Source organism: Kitasatospora sp. NPDC041917, from assembly GCF_055589745.1.
This window is the reverse complement of record NZ_JBVJBI010000011.1, coordinates 173,869-195,861: the sequence shown is the minus strand read 5'-3', so window position 1 is coordinate 195,861 and position 21,993 is coordinate 173,869. Positions and strand designations below refer to the sequence as shown.

Annotated in this window: 15 protein-coding genes; 2 read left to right on the top strand and 13 right to left on the bottom strand. The window is 75.5% G+C overall.

Features of this window, described 5'->3' with window-relative positions:
• Position 1 precedes the first annotated feature (1 nt).
• The 9 genes from ACZ6EM_RS16460 to ACZ6EM_RS16420 all read right to left on the bottom strand — a co-directional run bounded on the left by ACZ6EM_RS16460 (position 2) and on the right by ACZ6EM_RS16420 (position 11,125).
• The gene (locus tag ACZ6EM_RS16460) at positions 2 to 1,162 is read right to left on the bottom strand and encodes a GNAT family N-acetyltransferase (protein ID WP_401053916.1); all 1,161 of its coding nucleotides are present in this window, start codon (positions 1,160 to 1,162) and stop codon (positions 2 to 4) included.
• Positions 1,159 to 2,256, bottom strand: coding sequence for a Wzz/FepE/Etk N-terminal domain-containing protein (locus ACZ6EM_RS16455; protein WP_465772602.1), 1,098 nt, complete (start codon positions 2,254 to 2,256; stop codon positions 1,159 to 1,161). Before ACZ6EM_RS16455 ends, ACZ6EM_RS16460 begins: the two co-directional genes overlap by 4 nt.
• Before the next feature lie 49 nt (positions 2,257 to 2,305).
• A complete protein-coding gene (locus ACZ6EM_RS16450; protein ID WP_465772601.1) occupies positions 2,306 to 3,421 on the bottom strand; it encodes a glycosyltransferase in 1,116 nt (371 codons plus the stop codon).
• The gene (locus ACZ6EM_RS16445; RefSeq protein ID WP_465772600.1) at positions 3,418 to 4,269 is read right to left on the bottom strand and encodes a polysaccharide deacetylase family protein; all 852 of its coding nucleotides are present in this window, start codon (positions 4,267 to 4,269) and stop codon (positions 3,418 to 3,420) included. Before ACZ6EM_RS16445 ends, ACZ6EM_RS16450 begins: the two co-directional genes overlap by 4 nt.
• Entirely contained in the window at positions 4,259 to 5,998 is a 1,740-nt protein-coding gene (locus ACZ6EM_RS16440) for a lipid II flippase MurJ (RefSeq protein ID WP_452178511.1), read from the bottom strand. The genes ACZ6EM_RS16445 and ACZ6EM_RS16440 overlap by 11 nt, the downstream gene beginning before the upstream one ends.
• Entirely contained in the window at positions 5,995 to 7,341 is a 1,347-nt protein-coding gene (locus ACZ6EM_RS16435; RefSeq protein WP_465772599.1) for an O-antigen ligase family protein, read from the bottom strand. The genes ACZ6EM_RS16440 and ACZ6EM_RS16435 overlap by 4 nt, the downstream gene beginning before the upstream one ends.
• A 6-nt stretch (positions 7,342 to 7,347) precedes the next feature.
• The gene (locus tag ACZ6EM_RS16430; protein ID WP_465772598.1) at positions 7,348 to 8,871 is read right to left on the bottom strand and encodes a sugar transferase; all 1,524 of its coding nucleotides are present in this window, start codon (positions 8,869 to 8,871) and stop codon (positions 7,348 to 7,350) included.
• Positions 8,872 to 9,267: 396 nt separating this feature from the next.
• Complete coding sequence (locus ACZ6EM_RS16425; protein WP_380353155.1) at positions 9,268 to 10,422, bottom strand: glycosyltransferase; 1,155 nt, start codon at positions 10,420 to 10,422, stop codon at positions 9,268 to 9,270.
• A 262-nt stretch (positions 10,423 to 10,684) separates the two neighbouring features.
• Positions 10,685 to 11,125, bottom strand: a complete 441-nt coding sequence (locus ACZ6EM_RS16420) for an SRPBCC family protein (protein WP_452178514.1) — start codon at positions 11,123 to 11,125, stop codon at positions 10,685 to 10,687.
• 91 nt (positions 11,126 to 11,216) lie between these two features.
• Between ACZ6EM_RS16420 and ACZ6EM_RS16415 the strand changes: the two genes are divergently transcribed.
• On the top strand, positions 11,217 to 12,119 hold the full coding sequence (locus ACZ6EM_RS16415) for a HipA family kinase (RefSeq protein WP_452178515.1): 903 nt from the start codon (positions 11,217 to 11,219) through the stop codon (positions 12,117 to 12,119).
• 210 nt (positions 12,120 to 12,329) lie between these two features.
• Here ACZ6EM_RS16415 and ACZ6EM_RS16410 read toward each other — a convergent pair whose 3' ends face one another.
• The 4 genes from ACZ6EM_RS16410 to ACZ6EM_RS16395 all read right to left on the bottom strand — a co-directional run bounded on the left by ACZ6EM_RS16410 (position 12,330) and on the right by ACZ6EM_RS16395 (position 19,445).
• Positions 12,330 to 13,817, bottom strand: a complete 1,488-nt coding sequence (locus ACZ6EM_RS16410) for a S8 family peptidase (protein WP_401049560.1) — start codon at positions 13,815 to 13,817, stop codon at positions 12,330 to 12,332.
• Between the two features lie 253 nt (positions 13,818 to 14,070).
• Positions 14,071 to 15,189 (bottom strand): amidohydrolase family protein, encoded by a 1,119-nt coding sequence (locus ACZ6EM_RS16405; RefSeq protein ID WP_465772597.1) that lies wholly within the window; start codon positions 15,187 to 15,189, stop codon positions 14,071 to 14,073.
• A 3-nt stretch (positions 15,190 to 15,192) separates the two neighbouring features.
• Positions 15,193 to 16,656, bottom strand: coding sequence for a type I glutamate--ammonia ligase (locus ACZ6EM_RS16400; RefSeq protein ID WP_465772596.1), 1,464 nt, complete (start codon positions 16,654 to 16,656; stop codon positions 15,193 to 15,195).
• A gap of 77 nt (positions 16,657 to 16,733) precedes the next feature.
• Positions 16,734 to 19,445, bottom strand: coding sequence for an MXAN_6230/SCO0854 family RING domain-containing protein (locus ACZ6EM_RS16395; protein WP_465772595.1), 2,712 nt, complete (start codon positions 19,443 to 19,445; stop codon positions 16,734 to 16,736).
• A 549-nt stretch (positions 19,446 to 19,994) separates the two neighbouring features.
• Here ACZ6EM_RS16395 and ACZ6EM_RS16390 point away from each other — a divergent pair.
• Positions 19,995 to 21,770, top strand: a complete 1,776-nt coding sequence (locus tag ACZ6EM_RS16390; RefSeq protein ID WP_387685807.1) for a 3-hydroxyacyl-CoA dehydrogenase family protein — start codon at positions 19,995 to 19,997, stop codon at positions 21,768 to 21,770.
• Positions 21,771 to 21,993: the final 223 nt, after the last annotated feature.

Sequence of the window (21,993 nt, the reverse complement as noted above, 5' to 3'; positions counted from 1 at the left end):
CTCAGCTGCGGCGGCGGGCCAGCAGCGCTTCCTTGAGCCGGGGGAAGCGGGTGCGCAGCTGGTGCGCCGCCGCCTGCCGGGCCCGCACCGCCCCGGCGCGGACGGCCGCCGCCGGCGCCGCCCCCGCCGGACCGAGCAGCAGCCGGTGGTTGGACAGCTGGTCCGGCCGCCAGCGCTGCTTGTACGGCTCCTGGCCGCGCAGCAGGCCGAGCACCGGGACGCCCGCGCCGACCGTCTCGTCCAACGCCGCGCTGAACAGCAGCCCGGCGATGTCCAGCCGCTCGCGCAGCACCGGGTGCGCCCCGTACATGTACAGGCCGCCGAAGGACGGGCAGAGCAGCAGCAGGTTCACCGCGACCAGCTGGCCGTCCAGGTGGAACTGGTGGACGGTGGCCCTGCCGGAGCCGACCAGTCCGGTGGTGGACTCGGTCAGGTGGCTCGCGAAACGCTCGGTGCGGTGCTCGGGCGTGACGCCGCGCGCCTGCCACTGCAGGAAGTGCAGCCGCAGCAGCCCGTCCAGCGCCTGCGGGACCTCGGCCGCCGGGGTGGAGCGGACCGTCACCCCGGCCTCGGCGATCTTGCGGAGCTTCACCCGGCTGCGCTGGGCGGTCTTGCCGGGCACCCGCTTGAGCAGCCGGTCCATCGGGACGGCCGGCAGGTACTGGCAGAGCGAGTCCCGGTAGCGGCGGCGGCTGCCGCTCCAGTGCGCGTACACCCGCTGCACCGCCGCCTCGGGGTGCACCTCGCGCAGTTCCAGCCAGTGCCAGGGGCGGGTGAGCGGGAGCGCGGCGGCGAACTCGGCGGCGGCCCGGTCGGCGCACTCGTCGTCGAGCAGGACGTCGGTGTAGTCGACCAGTCCGCCGCCGAGGCCGGTCAGGCCGCCGAACGGTCCGCCGCGGCGCACGAAGGCGCCCGCGCCGACCAGCCGGCCGTCCCGGCGGACCAGTACCACGAGCAGGCTGCCCGGGCGGCCGTAGTGGCGCCACCAGGAGCGCTGCCAGTCGGCGGCCTGGAAGAAGGTGGCGGTCCGGCAGCGGCCGGCCAGGTCGTCCCACTCCTCGGCGAGGACGTCCAGGGCGTCGTCCTCGCCGTGGAGCTCGGTGGTCCAGGCCGGCGCCGTCGCCTGGGCGGGCAGGCTGCTTCTGCGGGTCTCGGTGCTCATCGCGCGCTCCCGGCGGGCGCCTTGGCCTGGGTGGCGGGCCGGTCCTCGACGGCGGGGGCCTGCTCCTCGACGGCGGAGGGCTGTTCCTCCACCGCGGGGGTCCGGTCCTCGGCCGGGGGCTGCTCCGCCGCCGCGGCCCCGGCGCCGGGCTTCCTGCCGGGCTTCCCGACGGTCTTCTTCTCGGCCTTCGCACTCCCCTTCTTCACGCTCTCGGCCTTCACGTTCCCGACCGTCACGTTCCCGACCGTCACGCTCTCGGCCTTCACGCTCCCGGCCTTCGCCCCTTCGGCCTCGGCACCGGCCTCGGCACCGGGCGCGGAGTCGCCACCGGACTCGGTCCTGGCCTTGGCCGGCTCCTCTCGGCGCGGGCGCGGCGTCGTCGGGACCGCCACCGGCGCGGAGGCGGCGGGGGCCTCCGATTCCTGCGCGGGCTGCGCCGCCTGCGCGGCCTGTGCGGCCTGCGCCGCCTGCGTTGCCCGCGCGGCCCGCAGCACCCGCGGCATCTCGGGACTCCCGGCGGCCTCCGGCGTCCCCGCGCCGCCCCGGCGGCGGTTCATCATCACCAGGGCGCCCAGCAGCAGCCCGGCCGCGCCGCCGACCGCGACGTCCAGCTTCCCGGAGGGCGTGGTCGGCCTGTCCGGCGCGGCGGCCGGGGACAGCGTCACCAGCCGGACGTTGGTGTCCTTGCTGCTGGTGTTGGCGAAGGCGACCAGCGAGCGGGCCACCGCGTCGGCGGTCCGGGCGGCCTCCTGGGGGCGCCGACCGGTGCCGGTGAGCTCGATCATCGGGGCGTCCGGCGAGGTCGTCCCGTGCACCAGGGACTCCAGCTCGGACCGGGTGTGGCCGGTCTCCGCGGCCGCGACCGCGAGCACCTGCGGCTGACCGGCCAGCCGGCCGTACGCCTGGGCGAAGTTGGTCGCGATCGCGGCTTCCCCGGGGTTCTGCGCGACCACGAGGACGTAGGCGTTGGCGGCGTACGACGGCGGCGAGACGACGGCGTACCCGGCGCCGGCCGCGGCGCCCAGCGGTACCGCCAGCACCACCGGCCACCAGCGGCGGACCAGGCGACGGGCGCTTCGGCGCGGTGTGGTCATGGGTCTTGCTCCTTGGGTCTGGTACGGCGGTTCCGGCGGTGGCGGGCGGTCAGACGCGGGCCAGCCGGTCGTAGAGGGCGCCCAGGTCGGCGGCGACCCGGGCGATGTCGTAGTGGCCGACGGCCGGGGGGTGCGGCAGCGGGTCGGCGATGTGCCCGCTGAGCGGCCGCAGGTCGCGCAGCGCGGCGGTGTAGGCGGCCGGCTCGGAGGGGATGCGGCGGGCCTGCGGGGCGGCGCTGGGCGGTAGTTCGTCGAGCGCCGGACAGGAGCTGTGGCGCACCGGCAGTCCGGCCGCGAGGCCTTCCAGGACGCCGAGGCCGAAGGTCTCCGCGGTGGAGGGGGCGGCCAGCACGTCCAGGGCGGCCAGCAGTTCGGGCACGTCGTCGCGCTCGCCGGTGAGCACCAGTCGCTCCCGCACGCCGAGTTCCTCGGCCCGGCGCTCCAGCGCGGCGCGTTCCGGGCCCTCGCCGACCAGCACCAGCCGGGTGGCCGGGTCGAGCCCGGGGAGCGCCTCGACCAGCACCTCGAAGCGCTTGCCGGGCACCAGCCGGCCCACCCCGCCGACCGCCCAACTCCCCTGCGGCAGGCCGATTTCTGCCCGCACCCGACCGCGGGTGGCGGCCCGTTCGGCGGGCGGGAGGCGGTAGCGGGAGGTGTCGATGCCGTTCGGGATCAGCTCGATCCGGGCCGGCGGGACGCCCCAGGAACGCAGTGTCTGGGCGACCTGCCGGGAGACCGCGACAGTGGTGCTGCCGAGCCGTTCGGCCGCCAGGTAGAGGCCCTTGACGCCCCGGGTGACGGGGCGGCCCTCGATCACCCCGGCGTGCAGCGAGTGCTCGGTGGAGACCACCGCGCGCACCCCGGCCAGCCGGGCGGCCAGCCGGCCGTACAGCTGCGCCCGGTAGAGGTGGGTGTGCACCAGGTCGTAGCGGCCGGCCCGGACCAGCCGGACCAGCCGGGGCAGCGCGCCGAGGTCCCGGTTGCCGCGCATGTCGAGGTGGTGGACGGTGACGCCGTCGGAGCGCAGCGCGGCGGCGACCGCGCCCGGGTTGGTCAGGGCGAGCACCTCGCACTGCTGGTGCGCCGGCAGGTGTCGCAGCAGCAGGTGGAGCTGGCGCTCGGCGCCGCCGGCGGCCAGTCCGGTGACGATGTGCAGCACCCTCATGGCCGCGGCTCCCGGCGGGCGTGGCGCAGCTCGGTGACGGCGTCGCGCAGCCGGTGCCGGCCCTGCTTGGCCCGCAGCCGCCAGGCGCCGTCGCGGTCGCCGACGTAGCAGCGGGGCAGGGCGAAGCGGCCGGTGAGCGGGGAGTGCGCGATGGCGCAGGCGTGGTCGTACCCGGCGTCGCGCACCGCCAGGGCGGCGGGCAGGTCGACGGCGCCGTACGGGTAGCAGAACCCGGTGACCGGGCCGCCGACGGCCTCCTCCAGCAGGCGCCGGCTCTCCCGGGCCTGGACGGTGAGGGCCTCGGCGGGCAGGCCGGGCAGCGCCCGGTGGCCGAGGCCGTGCGAGCCGATCTCCCAGCCCGCGGCGGCGAGTTCGGTGACCTCCTGGACGGTGAGCAGCTTCTTGCGCGGGCCCTCGGTGTCCCAGTCGTTGTCCCGGCCGAGCAGGTCGGCGACCACGTACGCGGTGGCGGTGAAGCCGTACGCCCGGAGGATCGGCACCGCGTACCGGGCGAAGTCGGCGTAGCCGTCGTCGAAGGTGAGGCCGACCAGCCTGTCGTCCCGGCCGAGGGCGCGGGCCCGCATCAGCTCGCGGACGGAGACGCCGCGCCGGCCGCGCCGGTGCAGCCAGGCGATCTGTTCGGCGAACCGCTCGGGGCTGACGGTGAGCCGGTAGGGGTCCTCCGTCTCGACCGCCACCGAGTGGTACATCAGGATCCACGGCGAGGCGGAGCCGGGGATCGGCGGTTCACCGACCGGGTGGCGGCTCCTGGGCAGTCGTGCCCGGTGCGGCGGTGCGCTGCTGACGCTCGCCCGGGCCGAACGGACGGTGCCCCGTTCATTGTCCATCGGGACGCTTCCCTTCTTCGGCGGCGGTTGGCGGGTTCCGGACGGGCCCCAGCGCCCGGGCGACGGCGAGGACCGGGCCGCGCACCTCGCGGGCGCCGAGCCCGGTGCCGAGGGCCGCGAAGGCCAGCACGACGGTGAGGCCCCCGAGGAGGGTCGAGAGCAGGGGGTCGGCGGTCGGTCCGGCGACGGCGGCGCCGAGCACGGCGGCCCCGGCGGCGGCGGCCACCAGCCGGCCGTGGCCGCCGAGCACCCGGCGCAGCCGCAGCGGGATGCCCCGCAGCACCAGGCCGTGCAGCAGCAGGGCGGCGGCGGCGGTGATGCCGGCCGCGTTGCCGGCGGCCAGCCCCAGGGCGCCGTAGCGGGGCGTGGCGAGCAGGCCGGTGGCGACGGTGACGCCGAGGCCGAGCACCATCGCGGCGGCCGGGTACCAGTCCAGCAGCCGGCGGCGGCCGTCCTCGCTGCCCGGGTCGTCGGCCCGGCGGACCACCGGGCGCAGCGAGAAGTAGGGGCGGATCATCACGCCGGTCAGTGCCTGGGCGGGCAGGCCGAAGCTGTACACCCGGATGACGTCGGCGGTGGCGGCGGTGTCGTGCGGGCCGAAGGCGCCGCGTTCGAACAGCAGCGAGACCACCGAGGGGGCGCACGCCATCAGGAAGGCGGTGCCGAGCAGGACGACGGCCGTCGCCTGGCCGAGGTCCTTCTCCACCCGGTCGCGGGCGGCGGTGAGGTCCCCGGCGGCGAGCGCCCGGGCGACCAGCGGGAAGGTGACGGTGCAGATCAGGAGACCCGCCGTCATGGCGAGCTGGGAGACCTTGGCCGCGTAGTTGAGGTGCGAGATGGTGCCGGGCGGCAGCGCCGAGCCGAGGTAGCGCTCGACGAAGACCTGCGACTGGCGGGTGAGGGTGAAGGCGGCCACCGGCAGCAGGGCCAGCGGCATCAGCACCAGGGCCCGGCGCGAGCGGCGGCCGCGGCCGGTGTCGGGCGGGCCCTGGCGCAGCCGGCGCAGGAAGGGGCCGACCAGCAGACCGGCCATCAGCAGGCTGCCGGCCGCGACGCCGAGGGCGGCGGAGCGCACCCCGAGGTAGGCGTGGAGGCAGAGCAGGACGGCGAGGATGCCGAGGTTGTAGGCGACGTAGATGCCGGCCGGGGCGGGGAAGCGGTGGTGGGCGCGCAGCGCGGCGGCCAGGTAGCCGGCCACGCCGAAGGGCAGCACGGTGATCGCGGTGATCCGGGTGCAGGTGACGGCCAGGGCGGGGTCGGTGAGGCCGGGGGCGAGCAGGTCGACCAGTTCCGGGGCGCCCAGGACGACGGCCAGGGCGAGGCCGCCGAGCGCGATCAGCAGCCAGGGCAGGGTGGCGCGGACCAGCTGGCGGACCGGGTCGGGGGCGTCCGGGTCCTCCTCGCGCAGCACCAGGGCAAGGGCGAAGGCGGGCACCATGAGGAAGGACATGGCGTCCTCGATCAGCAGCGGTGCGGCGGTCTCGGGGACGGTCCAGGCGACCAGGAAGGCGTCGGTGCCCTGGTTGGCGCCGAAGTAGCGGGCCAGCAGGAGGTCGCGCAGCAGGCCGAGGCCGGAGCCGGCGGCGCTGAGGACGGCGGTGATGCCGAAGGCCTTGGCGAGGAAGCCGCGCCGGGGGGCCGGGTGGGGCTCGGCGGGCGGGTCCTCGCCGGTGGCGCCGCGGGGGGCCGGGAGGGAGGGGACGACGACGGCGGGCGGGTCGGTGGTCACCGGGCCGCTCCGGTGGCCACCGGGCCGGTGGCGGGACGCTCGGGTCGGTGGGCGGCCGCGCGGGCGGCGAGGCCGAGGACGACGGAGGTCAGTACGGTGGTGGCGCCGCCGATGTCCGCGTACAGGAAGTCGACCAGCACCCAGGTGAGCAGGGCGAGTGCGGCGAGCCCGGGGCCGTGGCGGTGGCGCAGGCAGCCGGTCAGCAGGGCGAGGAAGAGCGCGGCGTAGGCGGTGATGCCGATCAGGCCCTGCTCGCTCAGCACCAGGAGGTACATGTTGTGCGGGGAGAGCAGCGGTTCGCGCTGGAAGCCGATGGTGGCGTCGGCGGCGTCGCTGCCGGAGGACAGCCGCAGCGGGGCGTGGCTGTCGCGCAGTTGCTGGAAGGCCTTGGGTCCGGCGCCGTGCACGGGGTGGTCCTGCCAGATCCGTCCGGCGGTGGACCACAGGTCGTACCGGTCGGAGACGGACTGGTCGGGGGCGGCGGAGACGGAGCCGATCGAGCTGAGCCGCTTGGTGACGCCGGAGCCGCCGAGGCCGAGGCCGCCGACCAGGACGACCACGGCGGCCAGGCCGAGGACCGCGCCGCGCACCAGCAGCCGGGCGTCGACGCGCAGCAGCAGCACGGTGGCGGCGAGGCCGGTGGCGATCCAGCTGCCGCGGCTGAAGGAGACGGCCAGCGGGAAGGCGAGGAAGACGGCGGCGGCGAACATGGCGCGGCGCAGCCGGGCGTTGCCGTCGGGGCCGCGCTCGGCGAGGCCGAGCGCGAGGGCGGCGAGCAGCCCGTAGCTGACCACGCTGGACATCGCCATGATGTCGAGGGCGCCGAAGGTGCCGACGGCCCGGATCGGCTGGCCGGTGTAGGAGGCGCCGGTGTGGGTGAGGTACTGCTTGGCGCCGACCACGCCCTGGATCAGTGCGGCGAGCACGAAGGAGCCGAGGACCAGGCGCTGGTCGGTGCGGTCGCGCAGGGAGCAGAGGACGGCGGCGGGGACCAGGACGAACACCTGGGTGAGGCGGACGAAGCCGGTGGCGCTCGCGGCGGGGTCGATCGAGCCGACGGTGGCGACGGCGGCGGCGACCACGACCGCGCCGAACAGGGCGCAGGCGGTGCGGCTGATCGCGGGCAGGCGTCCGCGCAGCAGGTCGAACGCGGTGAGGGCGACCAGGGCCAGCGAGGCGAGGTCGGCGGCGGTGATGTGGACGGCGGCGGCGACGTCCTTCTGGCCGGTGGGCACGCAGACCAGCAGGACGGTGGCGGCGGCCAGCGGGCTGGTGCGCTGCGCGAGCGCGGGCAGGGCCCCGCGTAAGACCGGGCGGTGGAGGGCGGGGAGGGTCAGGGCCACGCGGGGTCAGCTCCCGTCCGGGTGGAGCATCAGGGCCGCCGTGCGGCACAGGATCTTGACGTCCTGCCAGAGGCTCCAGCTCTCGATGTAGCGGTTGTCGAAGCGGGCCCGGTCCTCGATGGAGGTGTCCCCGCGCAGACCGTTGACCTGGGCCAGGCCGGTGAGGCCGACCGGGACCCGGTGGCGGTCGGCGTACTCGGGGTAGGCCTGGCCGAACCTCATGACGAAGTACGGCCGTTCGGGACGCGGGCCGACCAGGCTCATGTCGCCGCGCAGGACGTTCCACAGCTGGGGCAGCTCGTCCAGCGAGCTCTTGCGCAGCAGCCGGCCGACGGTGCCCATCCGGTGGTCCTGGGAGATGTTCCAGCGGGTGGCCGACTCGTGCTCGTTGCTCGGGCGCAGGGTGCGGAACTTGAGGACGGTGAAGACCCTGCCGTCCAGGCCGGTGCGCTGCTGGCGGAAGAGCACGCCGGGGCCGGTGTCGAAGCGGACGGCGAGCGCGCAGAGCACCAGGACGGGGGCGAGCAGCAGCAGGCCGACGGTGGCGGCGGTGACGTCCAGGGCGCGCTTGACGGCCCAGCCGGGGCGGCGCCGCGCGGGGCGGCCGACCCGCAGACAGGGGAAGCCCCACAGGTGGTCGCCGCCGGTGACCGGGGTGGCGGGCAGCGAGCCGTACTCGCGCAGCGCGGGCACCAGCCAGACCTGGCAGCCGAGCCGGGCGGCGTCGCGCAGGGTCGCGGCGGTCTCGGCCTCGTCGGCGGCGCCGGCGGTGGCGACCACCTGCTGGACACCGTGCCGGCGCACTTCGCGTTCCAGTGCCTCGCGGCCGCCGAGGACGGGCAGGTCGGTGCCGCCGGGCAGCAGCGGCGGGTCGGCGTCGAGGAAGCCGACCGGGCGCATCCCGTACTCGCCGTGCTCGCGCAGGGCGGTGGCGACCCGGCGGCCGAGCCGGCCGGCGCCGAGCACCAGGACGGGGCTGGGGCGGCTGCGGCGGATCCGCCGGACCAGGTGGTAGAGGACGGCGCGGCCGACGGCGGCGATCAGCAGCTGGGCGCCGAGCAGGACGGTGAGCCGGGCGGGGCTGGCCGGGCCGCAGTCGGGCCAGCGGCCGTCGAGGCAGCCGGACAGGGTGACGGCGAAGGCGGTGGCGACCACGGCCCGGGCGGTGAGGGCGGGCAGTTCGTCCAGGACGGAGAGGGTGAGCCGGGAGCGGTAGAGGCCGCCGGCCAGGTTGAGCAGGAGCAGCAGGGGCAGGACGGCGGGGACGCCGAGCAGGGGGTCGAGCGGGGCGGCGGGGTCGACGGCGTGGTTGGCGATGCCGCCGGCGGAGCACAGCGCGATGATGTCGGCCTGGACCAGGGCGAGCGACAGGGCCAGCCGGGAGCGGACCGCCCCGCGGGGCCGGCGCGGCGACGTGACCACCCCAGGGCGCGCCGCTCCCGCCGGCCGGTCGAGCAGCCCGGTACCGGGCCGGCGGGGACCGGAGAGGGGCCCTCCCGAGCGCGGCACACTGTCGTGGTCAATGGTCATCAGCGCACGATCTCCCCTGCTGTGTGCCCGGGGTGACGGTGCCCCGGCACCGGCTGGCGCGGGGCTGCCGTCCCGGCCCGGTGGGCGCGGTCCTGACAGCGCCTGCTGCCGCTGGCGGCTTCCGGATGTCCGGTGGCGGGGCCGATTGCGAAGGAACCGGTCACGAAGGAGTCGGTCGCACGGAGCTCAGCCGTGAATTCCCGGCATGAAATCAGAACGAAGCAGGCAAAATCCGACAATACAGAACCGGGCCGTACGGAGCGGAAGTTGACTTGCCGATTCATTCCAGCCGCCCATTAATAGGTATTTCGGATTTAATGCCTCGCCTCCGCATCCAGTTGAGGGTGCGAATACGACAACACCGGAAACGGCGGGCGTTCACGGCATGTGAAACGATCAGATCCGCTCTGGGACACGGGCCCGGCGGCGCCCCGACGCCGGGCCCGCACCCAGCAGGTGACGGTAGAGAACGTCCACCTGTTCGACCACGGTGCGCACGTCGTGCCGACCGATCACGTGGTCGCGCAACCGGGCACCGCGGCGCTCGCATTCGATCGAATCGGACAGCGCGTCCCCCATTCGGGCGGCGAGGGCCCGCGCGTCCTCGGGCGGGACCACCGCCCGCGCGAGCTCGGACGGCGGCAGGCACTCCCGGGCACCGGGCACATCGGTCAGCAGCACCGGACGGGCGGCCGCCATCGCCTCCAGCGGGGCCAGCGCCATCCCCTCCCAGCGCGAGGGCAGCACCACCAGATCGGCCGCCGCCAGCCACGGGCGCGGATCCGGCACGTCCCCGACCAGCCGGATCCGGGCGGGCTCGGCGGTCTGCCGGACCAGCTCCGCCACCCGCTGCTCCTCCGGCCCGCCGCCGACCAGCGCCAGCCGGGCCCGCGGCACCCGGCGCAGCACCTCCGGCCAGGCGGCCAGCAGCACGTCCTGGCCCTTCTGCCGGCACAGCCGCCCGACGCACACCGCGAGCGGGGCGTCCAGGTCCAGACCGAGCGCGATCCGGGCGGCGCGGCGGTCGGCGGGCGCGTAGTGGCGCACGTCCACGCCGTTGGGCACCACCGCCCAGTCGGCGTGCACCCCCGCCGCCACGCCGTCGGCCCGCTCCTGGACACTGACGCACAGCACCCGGTGCGCCCAGCGGGTCGCGAACCGCTCCCAGCGCAGGGTGGCGGCGCCCAGCGCACCGTCGACGGCGGCGAACGACCAGGCGTGCGGCTGGAAGACGGTCGGCACCGCGCCGCGCACCGCGAGCCGGCCCGCCAGCCCGGCCTTGGCGCTGTGCAGGTGGACCACGTCGGGCGCCGCCGCCCGGACGATCCGGCGCAGCCGCCAGGCCTCGGCGGGGGTGCCCGGGCCGGGCGAGCGCCGCGCGGGCCAGTCCTGGACCAGCGCGCCCACCGCGGCGGCCTCCCCGGCCAGCCGCCCACCGCGCGGGCAGGCGACCATGACCCGGTGGCCGGCCTCCCGCTGGCCCCTGACCAGATCGGCGACGACGCGGGCGACCCCGCCGTCCACCGGCTGTGAAATGTGAAGGATCGTCATATGCACGGCGGCGAGCCTAGGGTGGCTCGCCGGTTCCGGGCGGCTCTCGTCACCCGCAGGTGGCGGTTCGGCCACCCGTACGGCTTTCTGCTCGTACGGGAGACCGAAGCGCTCGAATCGGCAGGCGATTCGAGCGCTTCGATGGATCCACGCGCGCGAATCGCGCGGTTGGCGATTCCGGCGGGGGCCGGACGGCCGCGGCGGCCCTCGGCGGCCGCAGCGGTTCTCGGGAGGTCCCGGTGGTCCCTGAGCGGGCTCAGGCTCAGCGGACCTCGGCGGCCAGGTTGGCCAGCACCTGGTCGTGGATCCGGTTGAGGCCCTTCGGGGCGAAGGTGCGCTCGAAGAAGCCGCCGATGCCGGTCGCGCCCTGCCAGGTGGCGATCACGGTGACCTTGGAGCGGCCCTCGCCGACGGCCGAGACCGTCCAGGTGATCACCATGCTGGAGTTGGCGTCCTTCTCCACCAGCTGGTCGGGCTCGGGCGCGGAGACGGTGAAGAGGCAGTCGCGCACCCGCTTCTCGGTGGCCTGGAGCCGCCAGTGCACCTGGGTGCCGGCACCGGTGCCGCCGACCCGCACCTCGTACTCGCTGTACTGCGCGGGCAGCAGCTTCGGGCGGGTCACCTGGTAGTCGGCCAGCGCCTCGTACACCCGCTCGGGGGCCGCGTCGTAGACCCGCTCCGTGGTGGCCTGCACCTGTCCCATGACCTTGCTCTCCTCATCCGGTGGGAACCGCTCTGTCCGGCAAGCCAATCACAGGCTCACGCCCGCGACGCGGCGGGATAGGGTGGCCGGTGTGCTCGATCTGGTGACTGCCGTGCGCTACGTCGATCCGCTGCGGGCCGGCGGCTCCGTCCCCGGCGTGGTGGAGACCGACGACCTGGGAACGTACGTGGTCAAGTTCACCGGGGCCGCGCAGGGCCGCAAGGCGCTGATCGCCGAAGTGATCGTGGGCGAGCTGGCCCGGCGGCTGGGCCTGCGGGTGCCGGAGCTGCGGCTGGTGGACTTCGACCCGGCCGTCGCCGCCCAGGAGCCGGACACCGAGATCCAGGACATGCTCAAGGCCAGCGCCGGCCTCAACCTCGGGATGGACCTGCTGCCCGGCGCGCGGGACTTCACGCCGGGGATGATCGCGGTGGACTCCGCCGAGGCCGGCCGGGTGGTCTGGCTGGACGCCCTGACCGGCAACGTCGACCGCACCGTGCACAACCCCAACCTGGTGGTCTGGCACGGGCGGCTCTGGCTGATCGACAACGGCGCCGCGCTGATCTTCCACCACCGCTGGGCGGGGGCCGGGGCGGCGGTCGGCAAGCGGTACGACCTCAGCGCCCACGCGCTCGGCGGCTCGGCCCCGGACGTCCGGCTGGCCGACGAGGAGCTCGGGCCGCTGGTCACCGTGCCGCTGCTGGAGGAGGTCGTGGCGCTGGTCCCGGACGAGTGGCTGGCCGGCGAGCCCGGCTTCGACTCGGTGGACGCCGTCCGGCACGCCTACGTCACGCACCTGGCCGCCCGGGTGGTGCTCTCCGAGGAGTGGCTGCCGGAGGGCTTCGCCACGCCCGAGCAGCTGCGCGAGGCGGAGCGGCGGCGGGCGGCCCGGACCAGGGCGGGGCGGCCGGCCTGGCTCCAGGAGGTGCCGGACCTGCACGGCAAGCCGTCGGTGGAGACGGTCTGGGAGCACCACTTCGACGAGGAGCGGTAGTTCTTCGTCGGGTCGGGCGCGGGGCGACCGCGGCCGGTGCTCCGGCACTCCGGCGCCGCGGTGCCGCGGTGCCCTGGTGCTCGAATGCGACCGAACAGCGACCGAAGGGCGATCACCCGCGACCGGCCGGTGCGCGAACGCGGCCGGGGAGCGGGACCCAGTGGTCCCGCTCCCCGGCTCTACTGTTCAGTGCTGTCCGCGGTCAGCGCGTCAGCGCCACCACTGGACCGCCTTCTCGGCGTTGACCAGGCCCGCGCCGTAGAAGCCGTTGTCGTCCGCGCCGCCCTCGCAGGTGGCCTTCCAGGTGCCGGCACCGCCCGGGTTGAACTCGCCCTTCGGGCACGGGACGGACTCGGCGTGGGTGGTCAGCAGCTCGGTCAGCTCGTCCGGGCTGGCCCACGGGAAGGTGCTGGCGAGCAGCGCGGCCACGCCGGCGACGTGCGGGGTGGCCATCGAGGTGCCCTGCATGTAGCCGTACTTGCCACCGGGGATGGTCGACCGGATGCGGCCGTCCTTGTCCGGGGTGTTCGGGAACTGGAAGCGGCGGTCGCCACCCGGCGCGGTGACGGACACAACGCCCTTGCCGTAGCTGGAGTAGTACGCCTTGACGCCGTCGGAGCCGACCGCGGAGACGGCCACGACGCCGGGCAGCTCGGTCGGCAGCGACAGGCAGTCGTTGGTGACCGGGCGGGTGCCGGGGGTGGTGTCGTCCGGGCTGGCCACGTCGACGGTCTTGTGCGCCAGGTCGATGTTCTCGTTGCCGGCGGCGGCGATGTTGAGCACGCCCTTGCGCTGCGAGAAGGCGACGGCCTTGCGGACGGCGTCCGAGATGGCCGCCTGGTCCTTGTCCGTCTTGCAGTTGAACATCCACGGGTCGACGAAGTAGCTGTTGTTCGTGACCTTGAAGCCGTGCTCGCCGGCCCAGACGAAGCCGCAGACCGCGTTCTCCGGGTAGATGAACCCGCCGTCGTCGACGACCTTGACGGCGGCCAGCTTCACGTTCGGCGCGACGCCGACGATGCCCTTGCCGTTCTTGGCGGCGCCGATGGTGCCGGCCACGTGGGTGCCGTGGTCGCTGGTGGTCGGCTGCCAGGCCTTCCAGTCGGTGTTCGTCTTGCCGTCGATGCAGGAGACCGACTGCGAGGCGTCCACGTTGGCGGCCAGGTCCTCGTGGGTGGCGTCGATGCCGGAGTCCAGCACGCCGACGGTGACGTTGCGGCTGCCGAGCGAGATCTTGTGGGCCTTGTCGGCACCGATCTGACGCATGTCCCACTGGTAGGCCTCGTCGGGGTCCTCACCCGGGGCGGCCGCCACGGCGGCCGACTCGGTGGCGACCTCGGCCTTGCCCTGGTCGGAGGCCTGGATGCCCTTGGTGCGGCTGGCGCCGACCGAGTCGACGCCCTTGGCCAGGCGCAGCTTCTCGGCGAACTTGGTGTCGTTCGAGCGGGCGACGACGACGCCGACCTGCTCGTAGGACTGGACGACGGTGCCGCCGAGGCCGGTGATGGCCTTCTCGACCTTCTGCACCTGGCCGTGGTTGGCCTTGGTGTTGACGACGTAGCTCATCAGCGGACCGGTCGTCGAGTCGGCCGCGGGAGCCGCGACGGCGGTGCCGGCCGGCAGCGCGAGGGCACCGGCGGTGGCGAGCACGACGCCCACGGCCGCGTACCGGGTACGGCTGATCCGAGGAACACGCATGAGGGTTGGCCTCCCGAGGCGTCAGGCGGCAGCTGCGGTGGGCAGGTGCGCTTGGGAATGACCGGGACGCTAATGAATATTTGGTTATAAGCGCAAGGGGTAGTCATCTAATCGTCACATCTTGACCAGGAACAGGGGTTACCGCCGCCCGGCGGTCAACAAGGAAACAGAGGTCAAGAGTGTTAAAAAGTGATGGTTCGCCGACGTGCCGCCACACCCGTCACGGCATCCACCACCAGGACGGATCGCACCCCTACAACGCGTACAGCCGACGCGCGTTGTCGGCCGCGAGCAGCCGCGCCACCCGCCCGGCATCGGCCGCGGAGCAGGCGCCGTCGGCACGCCAGTCCGCGAGCACCGCACCCAGTCCGTACCGGAACTGACAGGTGCCCACCAAATAAAGTTCGGGCAGCCCGTAGGCGTCGGTGGAGAACAGCAATTTGCCGAACGGGGCCAGCTCCAGCATCTCGCCCAGCACCGCGGCCACCCGCGGCCCGGTGTAGGAGGCGGTGAGCCCGAGGTCGGTGTACACCGTCGGGAAGGCCTGGGCCAGCCAGGCGGCCTGCCGGTGGTACGGGTACCCGTGCAGCAGCACCAGCGGGACGCCGCTGGGCTCGGCGGCCCGCACGAAGTCCGTCAGCAGCGACGGGTCGGCCCGGTGCAGGGTGAGGTCCGGATCGCCGAAGCCGGTGTGGAGTTGGAGCGGCAGGCCGAGCTCGGCGCAGACGTCCACCGCCGTCCAGAGCAGGTGGTGCAGCAGCACCGGGTCGGTCAGCCGGCCCCGCCCGCCGCGCAGGTGGGCGCCGGCCGCGGCCACCACGGCCGCGGCGGCGGGGCGTTCGGCGGGCGCGGCCAGACCGTGCCGGTAGGCGAGCACCGACTTGACCGCGACGGCCCCGGCCGCGGCCGACGCGAGCGCCTGTGCGACGGCCCGCGGCCAGTCCCCGGCGCCGGCCGTCACCGTCTCGGCGACCGACTCCAGCCGGACCACCTCGCGCACCGACGCCCCGGTGGCCGCGGCGAGTTCGGCCAGCGGCAGCAGCTCGTGGCCGGCGGCGGTGGCCAGCCCGGTGTCCACCAGGCAGGTGTCCAGGCCGGCCGCCGCCAGCAGTCGCCCGGTGGCCTCGGCCGCGCCCAACTCCCGCCGCCGGGCCAGGTAGTCGGCGGCCGGGGCGTGCACCGGCAGGCCGAGCACGGGCGGGCACCAGCGCCGCACCGCGAGGCCCAGCGCGCTGTCGAAGGGCGAACAGCCGGGAGCGGGCGGCCGGTCGGACTCGGTGAGCAGCCCGGCCAGGGCCTCGTCGGTGAGCTCGGCCGCCACCACGCTGTGGCAGTGATGGTCGACCAGCGCGGGCGCCCCCGGCCGGGCCACCCTTCAGTACCGCCAGCGGGTGGCCATGACCAACTCCTCGGGAGTGACGGCCGCGTACTGCTCCTGCTCCGCCCGTCGCACCGCCAGCACCGCCTGGTAGAGCGGCTCGCCGAGCGCCTCGCGCAGCACCGCGGAGCGCTCGTACGCGGCGATCGCCTCGGCCGGGCCCGCCGGCAGCCGGGGCACCGTGCCGGGCTCGGCGGCCGCCGGATCCCCGGTGAACTCCGGTGGCAGCGCGCGGCGCTGGTCCAGCCCGGCGAGACCGGCGGCGATCACCCCGCCGACCGCCAGGTACGGGTTGGCGCTGGCGTCGAAGCACTTGACCTCGGCGTTGGCCGCGGCGGCCCGCTCCCCGGTGGAGCCGGTCACCAGGCGCAACGCGGCCTCGCGGTTCTCCAGACCCCAGCACTGGTAGGCGCCGGCCCAGTGCGAGGGCACCAGCCGCAGGTACCCGGCCGGGCTGGAGCAGCCCAGCACCAGCAGTTCGGGCAGCGCGTCCAGCACCCCGGCGAGGAAGCCCTCGGCCTCGGCCGTCAGGCCGTGCGGACCGGGGCCGCCGTGGCCGAGGTTGCGCCCGTCGCGCCAGAGGCTGAGGTGCAGGTGCCCGCCGTTGCCGACGCCGCCGGTCTCGACCACCGGGGCGAAGGAGACCCGCAGGCCGTGCCGGGCGGAGACGGCCCGGACGGTGTGCCGGACCAGGACGGAGGTGTCGGCGGCGGCGACCGGGCCCTCGGGGGCGACCGAGACCTCGAACTGGCCCGGGGAGTACTCGGGGTGGATCTGCAGGACGGTCAGCCCCTGCCGGCCGAGGGCTCGCAGGACGTCGCGCAGGTAGTCGGAGAGGTCGGTGACCCGGTGCATCCCGTACGCCGGGCCGTGCGTCGGGTACTGCGGGTCCTCCTTCGGGGCGCCGGCCAGGGCGACCGTCCACTCGACCTCGATGCCGGCCTTGAGGCCCAGGCCGCGCGCGGCCGCCGTGGCCTCCGCCCGGCGGGCGAACAGCCGCTGGCAGCCGGGGTGCGGGGCGCCGGCCTGGGTGTACCTGTCCCCCGGGGCCCAGGCCCAGCCGGGCTGGGCGGCCAGCGGAACGACCCGGTCGAGGTCCGGGTAGAGCCTGAGGTCCCCGGTGGGACCGCCGATGATCGCGCTGGTGGTGATCGCGTCGTCGGCGAGGAACACGTCGAAGCACGGCGCGGTGCCGACGCCCCACTGCGCGGCGTGCAGCAGACCGCCGAGCGGCACGGCCTTGACCCGGGTGATGCCGGCGTTGTCCACCCAGGTGACGGCCACCGCCTCGACGGCCTCGGTGCGCAGCCGGTCGACGGCCTTCTCGGCGCGCTCGGCCCGGTCGGCGCGCGATGGCAGCGCGACGGCCGCCGCGGCGGCGGCGGCGAGCCGTTCGGCGGTGACGGGCGGCTCGTCGGGACCGGGCGCGGTGGGGCCGGCGGTGGCGGTTCCGGTGGTCATGTCCCCATGCTGCCCCGCCGGTCGGGGTCGGATAACTCCCCTATCGGGTGGTCCTCTTGGCGGCCGTGTTCACCCGTTCACCCGTTCGGGGCGAACCTGGCCGTCCACTCCCCCGCGGTGATCCGCTCCAGGGTGTCCGGGGCGGCGTCGGTCGGGCCCGGGTAGAGCCGGTAGAGCGTCCCGCGCGCCTCCGCCGGCGCGGGCACGTCGGCGTGCACCAGGGCGGCGAACGCCCGGGCGCCGTCGAGGCGTTCGGCGATCAGCCGGGCGGTGTCGTCCGGCGGCAGCTCGGTGCGCCGGTCGCTCTCGTGGCGGGCGCGCAGCCGTTCGGCGAAGGCGCTCACCGGCTCGTCCGCGCCCCGCCGGTAGACGTCGAGCCCGCGGCCGGTCCGGTCGCGGACCAGCACCTCGTCGCTGCCCGCCGCGGCGGTGGCGCAGGCGAGGTCCCAGAGGGTGGCCCGGGAGCCGGGGGCGAAGTGCGTCAGGACGTCGGCGGCCAGCGAGCCGATCCTGGCGTGGTGCCGGTCGAGGTTGTGGAACCCGCTGCCGGCGCCCGCGTTGAGGTCGGTCCAGGTGTAGTCGCGGCGCCGCAGGTCGACGATCATCGGCACGCAGATCCTGGCGTCCCCGGCGAGGTCGAGGCGCTGGCGGACGCCCTTGGGGTGGAAGCCGCTCTTGCGCTGCCGGGCCGCCTCGGACGGGGTCAGGGCCATGAATCCGGCGAAGGCGTCGGTGAGGTCCTCGAACGGGATGTCGTTGTAGCTGAACACCACCACCACGGCGTACCGGGCGCCGGCCTCGCCCAGCGCCGGCAGGTCGAGGTCGACGAACTCGGTGGCGCCGTGCGGCGGCGGGGCGCTGGTGTAGTCCCCGGAGTGGACGGCGGCCCGCGGCCCGGTGACCAGCCGGGTGTAGTCGCACAGGCCGACGAACTGCCACTCCTCGTCGTAGAAGGCGACCGACAGATCGAGGTCCACCCGCTGGTGCGGGCGCTGCGTCCAGTGCAGGAACAGCCGCAGCCGCTGCCCGTCCGGGATCCGCTGCACGCTGCCGCGCGGCACGGCGACCAGGGTCTTGGCGCTGGCACGCTCGGCGAAGGGGACGACCAGGTCGGCCAGCGCGGCGTCCAGTACGGCCACCTGGTAGCGCTCCGGCCCGTGGGCCGACCGCCCGGCCCGGCGCAGCAGTTCGGCCTCGATCAGGGCGCAGACGGGCGCGCTGAGAGCGGCCGGGACGGGCGTGCCCCGGTCGGCCCGGGCGTGCGCCGAGGCGACCCGGCCGCGCGGGAAGTACAGCCGCCGCTCGCCGTACTCGCGCGGCGCGCGCAGCCGTCCGTACGCGCCGAGCAGCGGGCCGGGGGCGACGGCGCGCAGGGCGCCGGGCAGCGCCTCGGCGAGTTCGGCGGGCAGCGGTTCGCCGGGCAGCCAGGCGGCGTGGACCCGCAGCAGGTGGTGCAGTCGGCGCACCAGTTCGCCCGGACGGCCGGCCAGCAGCCGGACGGCGGCGGGCAGGTCGCCCTGCCCGAGGGCGCGCTCGACCCGGGCGGCGAAGGTCTCCACGGTCAGCCGGGTGTGGCCGCCGGGCGTCTCGCTCACCCGCAGCGGGGCGGGCGCCTCGCGCAGCAGCGCGCCGAGGCCGTGGAGGTCGAGATCGCTCTGCCGGACCACCGCGAACGCGGCCGCCGCGTACGGGAAGCGGGCGCGGTGCTCGTACGGGTGCAGCAGTTCGCCGGCCCGCAGCCAGGGCTCGCGGTGGCGGCGCAGGTCCTCGGCGAGGGTGCCGACCGGGAACGCGTCCAGGACGGCGAGCAGGTCGCGGCGCAGCGGGCGGGGCAGGTTGCGCAGCCGCAGGGTGCGGGCGGTCTCGGGCAGCAGGTCGGGCTCGGCGCCGGACCACGCCCAGATCAGCCGCAGGACGTCGGTGGCGGTGGTGAGGTGGGCGGCCAGCAGCGGCCGGGCGGCCTCCCGGTCGCGGTGCAGCAGGGCGGCCAGCACGGTGGCGCGGGTCTCCCGGACGGGGATCTCGGCGGGCAGCCAGCCGGCCGGGTCGTCCGGGGCGTGGTGGAGCAGCAGGGCGAGGTCCTCGCGGTCCTGCGGGCTCAGCGGGGTCTGCCGGGCGAGCAGCGCGGCCAGCCCGGTGGCGGCGAGGAGGCCCACGTCCTCGGGGCCGGCCTGGCGCAGTGGCGTGAGCTGCCGGCCGGCCCGCAGTTCGCGGGCGGCGTTGCGGGCGGCCCTGGTGTCGTTGGACAGGCGGCGCCTGCGCTCCAGCGGGGTGCGGCAGAGCGGGCAGTGGGGGTCGCCGCCGTTCTCGACCAGTTCCAGGTAGCAGTCGCCGCACAGCAGGTGGGCGCAGGGGGCGAGGGCGCCGATCCCGGCCTCCAGGCTGTCGCGCTCGCAGACCGGGCAGATCTGGCTCGCCTGGCAGAGGAGGTGGCCGCGGACGAGCGCGGAGTAGTCGGCGTGGGCGTGGGAGGGCACGCCCTCGGGGAAGCGGCGGAACAGCGGGGTGTGGCCGCGGTCGGCGCCGAGCATCGCGTCGATGCCGCGCAGCAGCCGGGTGCCGGCCGCGGCGAGGTCGAGCGGGCGCAGCCGGCCGAGCGCGGCGCGCAGCGGGGCGGTGAGCACGTGGCCGCGCCGGACGAGGTCGGCCTCCAGGGCGACCAGCCCCTGGGCGGACCACGGCAGGGGCTCGTCGGGCCCGGCTCCGGGCTCGACCCGGACCATCCCGTGGCGGTGCAGCAGGTAGGCGTCCAGTGCGGCCTCGGGCGCCACGGCGTTCTGCTTCTTCACTGCTCTTCCCCCGGTGGATACGACGAAGCGGGGGCGGAGAGTGGGCGCACTCGGGTTCATTTTGCAGATGAGTGAGAAGGAAGCACGCCGCGGAGCCGCCCCCGCGTCGATCACCCTAGCGAACGCCCGCCCGCGGCCCCGAACGGTTTTCCGCCCACGCCCCCTTCCTACTCATCAGTAGCTTCGCTACAGTGGCCGGACACGCACCTCCGCCGGGCTTCGGGAGCCGCACCGGCGGCAGGCCGCGGTCGCCGCTTCTCCGGCGCCCGCGCGGTGCGCTTTCACCGGCAGGTGCCGCGGACCGCGGCGGGCCGGGTTCCTCCTCGTATCAGAGCCGCTTCCTTCACCTTCGAGCGCCTGAGCACCACGGCACACCCGCAGTTCGGCCGGAGCGGACCGGCCCCTGCCCGGATGCGCCGCACCCCGTCATCTCCCCAGCCCCCGCGCGTGGACCCTCCTCCGGCGGCGGCCGCCCCCGGCGCGCGTCCGGGCGCGGCGGCGCGCCCGCCGGAGCACGCGTGGGCCCTTCATGACTAGGAGTCAGGACAGATGGAGCGTCCCTTCCCCACTGTCGCCGTCGTCGGCCTCGGCACGATGGGTGCCGGCGTCGCGGTGGCGGTCGCCAAGAGCGGCCGCCGGGTGATCGGCATCGAGGCCACCGAGGACTCGGCCGCCCGGGCACTGGCCCGGATCGAGGAGGCCACCGCGCACGCGGTCGACCGGGAGCGGCTGACCGCCGAGGAGCGCACCGGGCTGCTGGCCCGGATCTCCGTCGGCCACGAACTGGCGGCCGCCGCCGGGGCGGACCTGGTGATCGAGGAGGTGCCCGAGCAGCTGGAGCTGAAGCGGGAGGTCTTCGCCGAGCTGGACCGGATCTGCCCGGAGGCCACCGTGCTGGCCACCGGCACCACCGCGCTGTCGGTGACCCGGATCGCCGCCGCGACCTCCCGTCCGGAGCGGGTGCTCGGCCTGCACTTCTTCAACCCGGTGCACGGCATGAAGCTGGTCGAGGTGGTCCGCACCGTACTGACCTCCCCGCGGACCGCCGAGGACGCCGCCGCCTTCGCCCGCGACCTCGGCAAGGAGCCGGTGGCGGCCGGCGACCGGGCCGGCTTCGTGGTGAACGGCCTGCTGTTCGCCTACCTGAACCAGGCCGCCGCGATGTTCGAGTCCAAGTACGCGTCGCGGGAGGACATCGACGCCGCGATGCGGCTCGGCTGCGGCCTGCCGATGGGCCCGCTGGCGCTGCTCGACCTGATCGGCATCGACACCGCCCGCACCGTGCTGGAGGCGATGTACGAGCAGTCCCGGGACCGCCTGCACGCGCCCGCCCCGATCCTCGGCCAGCTGGTCGCCGCCGGGCTGCTGGGCCGCAAGACCGGCCGCGGCTTCTACACCTACGAGGCGCCGGGCTCGTCCCGGGCCGTGGACGCGGCCACCGGGCCGGCCCGGCCGAAGGTGCCGGGCCGGCCGGTGCGCACCGTCGGCGTCTGCGGCTCGGGGACGATGGCCACCGGCATCGCCGAGGTGTTCGCCAAGGCCGGGCACCCGGTGCTGCTGGCCGCCCGCAGCCAGGAGAAGGCCGAGAAGGCCAAGGCGCAGCTGGCGAAGTCGCTGGAGCGCTCGGTGGCCAAGGGCCGGCTGTCCGCCGGGGCGCGGGACGCCGCACTGGCGCTGGTCACCCCGGTCGGCCAGTACGCCGAGCTGGCCGAGGTGGACCTGGTGGTCGAGGCGGTCGCCGAGGACCTGGCGGTCAAGCGGGAGCTGTTCGCCACCCTGGACAAGATCGTCAGGCCTGGCGCGGTGCTCGCCACCACCACCTCCTCGCTGCCGGTGATCAGCTGCGCGACCGCCACCTCGCGGCCGCAGGACGTGATCGGCATGCACTTCTTCAACCCGGCCCCGGCGATGAAGCTGGTCGAGGTGGTCTCCACCGTGCTGACCGCGCCGGACGTCACCGCCACCGTGCTGGAGCTGACCGCCGGGGTCCGCAAGCACCCGGTGGAGTGCGGCGACCGGGCCGGCTTCATCGTCAACGCGCTGCTCTTCCCCTACCTGAACGACGCGGTGCGGATGCTCCAGGAGCACTACGCGACGGTGGACGACATCGACACCGCGATGAAGCTCGGCTGCGGCTACCCGATGGGCCCGTTCGAACTGCTGGACGTGGTCGGCCTGGACGTCTCGCTGACGATCGAGCAGGTGCTGCACCAGGAGTTCCGCGAGCCCGGCCTGGCCGCCGCGCCGCTGCTGGAGCACCTGGTCGCGGCGGGCTGCCTGGGCCGCAAGACCGGCCGCGGCTTCCGCGACCACGCGCGCCGATGACCACGCCGCAGGCCGGGGGCGGCCCGTACGAGACGCCGTACGGGGCGCCGCCGGCCGGACCGCACGCGGCACAGCCGTACGGATCCCCGCCGCAGGGATCCCCGCCGTACGGGGCGCCACCGCACGGGACGCAGCCCTACGGCGGCGCGGCTTCCGGCAACGGCGCCCCGCCGCAGGGATCCGCGCCCTCCGCGGCCTCCGCGCGCCCTGGTTGGAGCCCCGG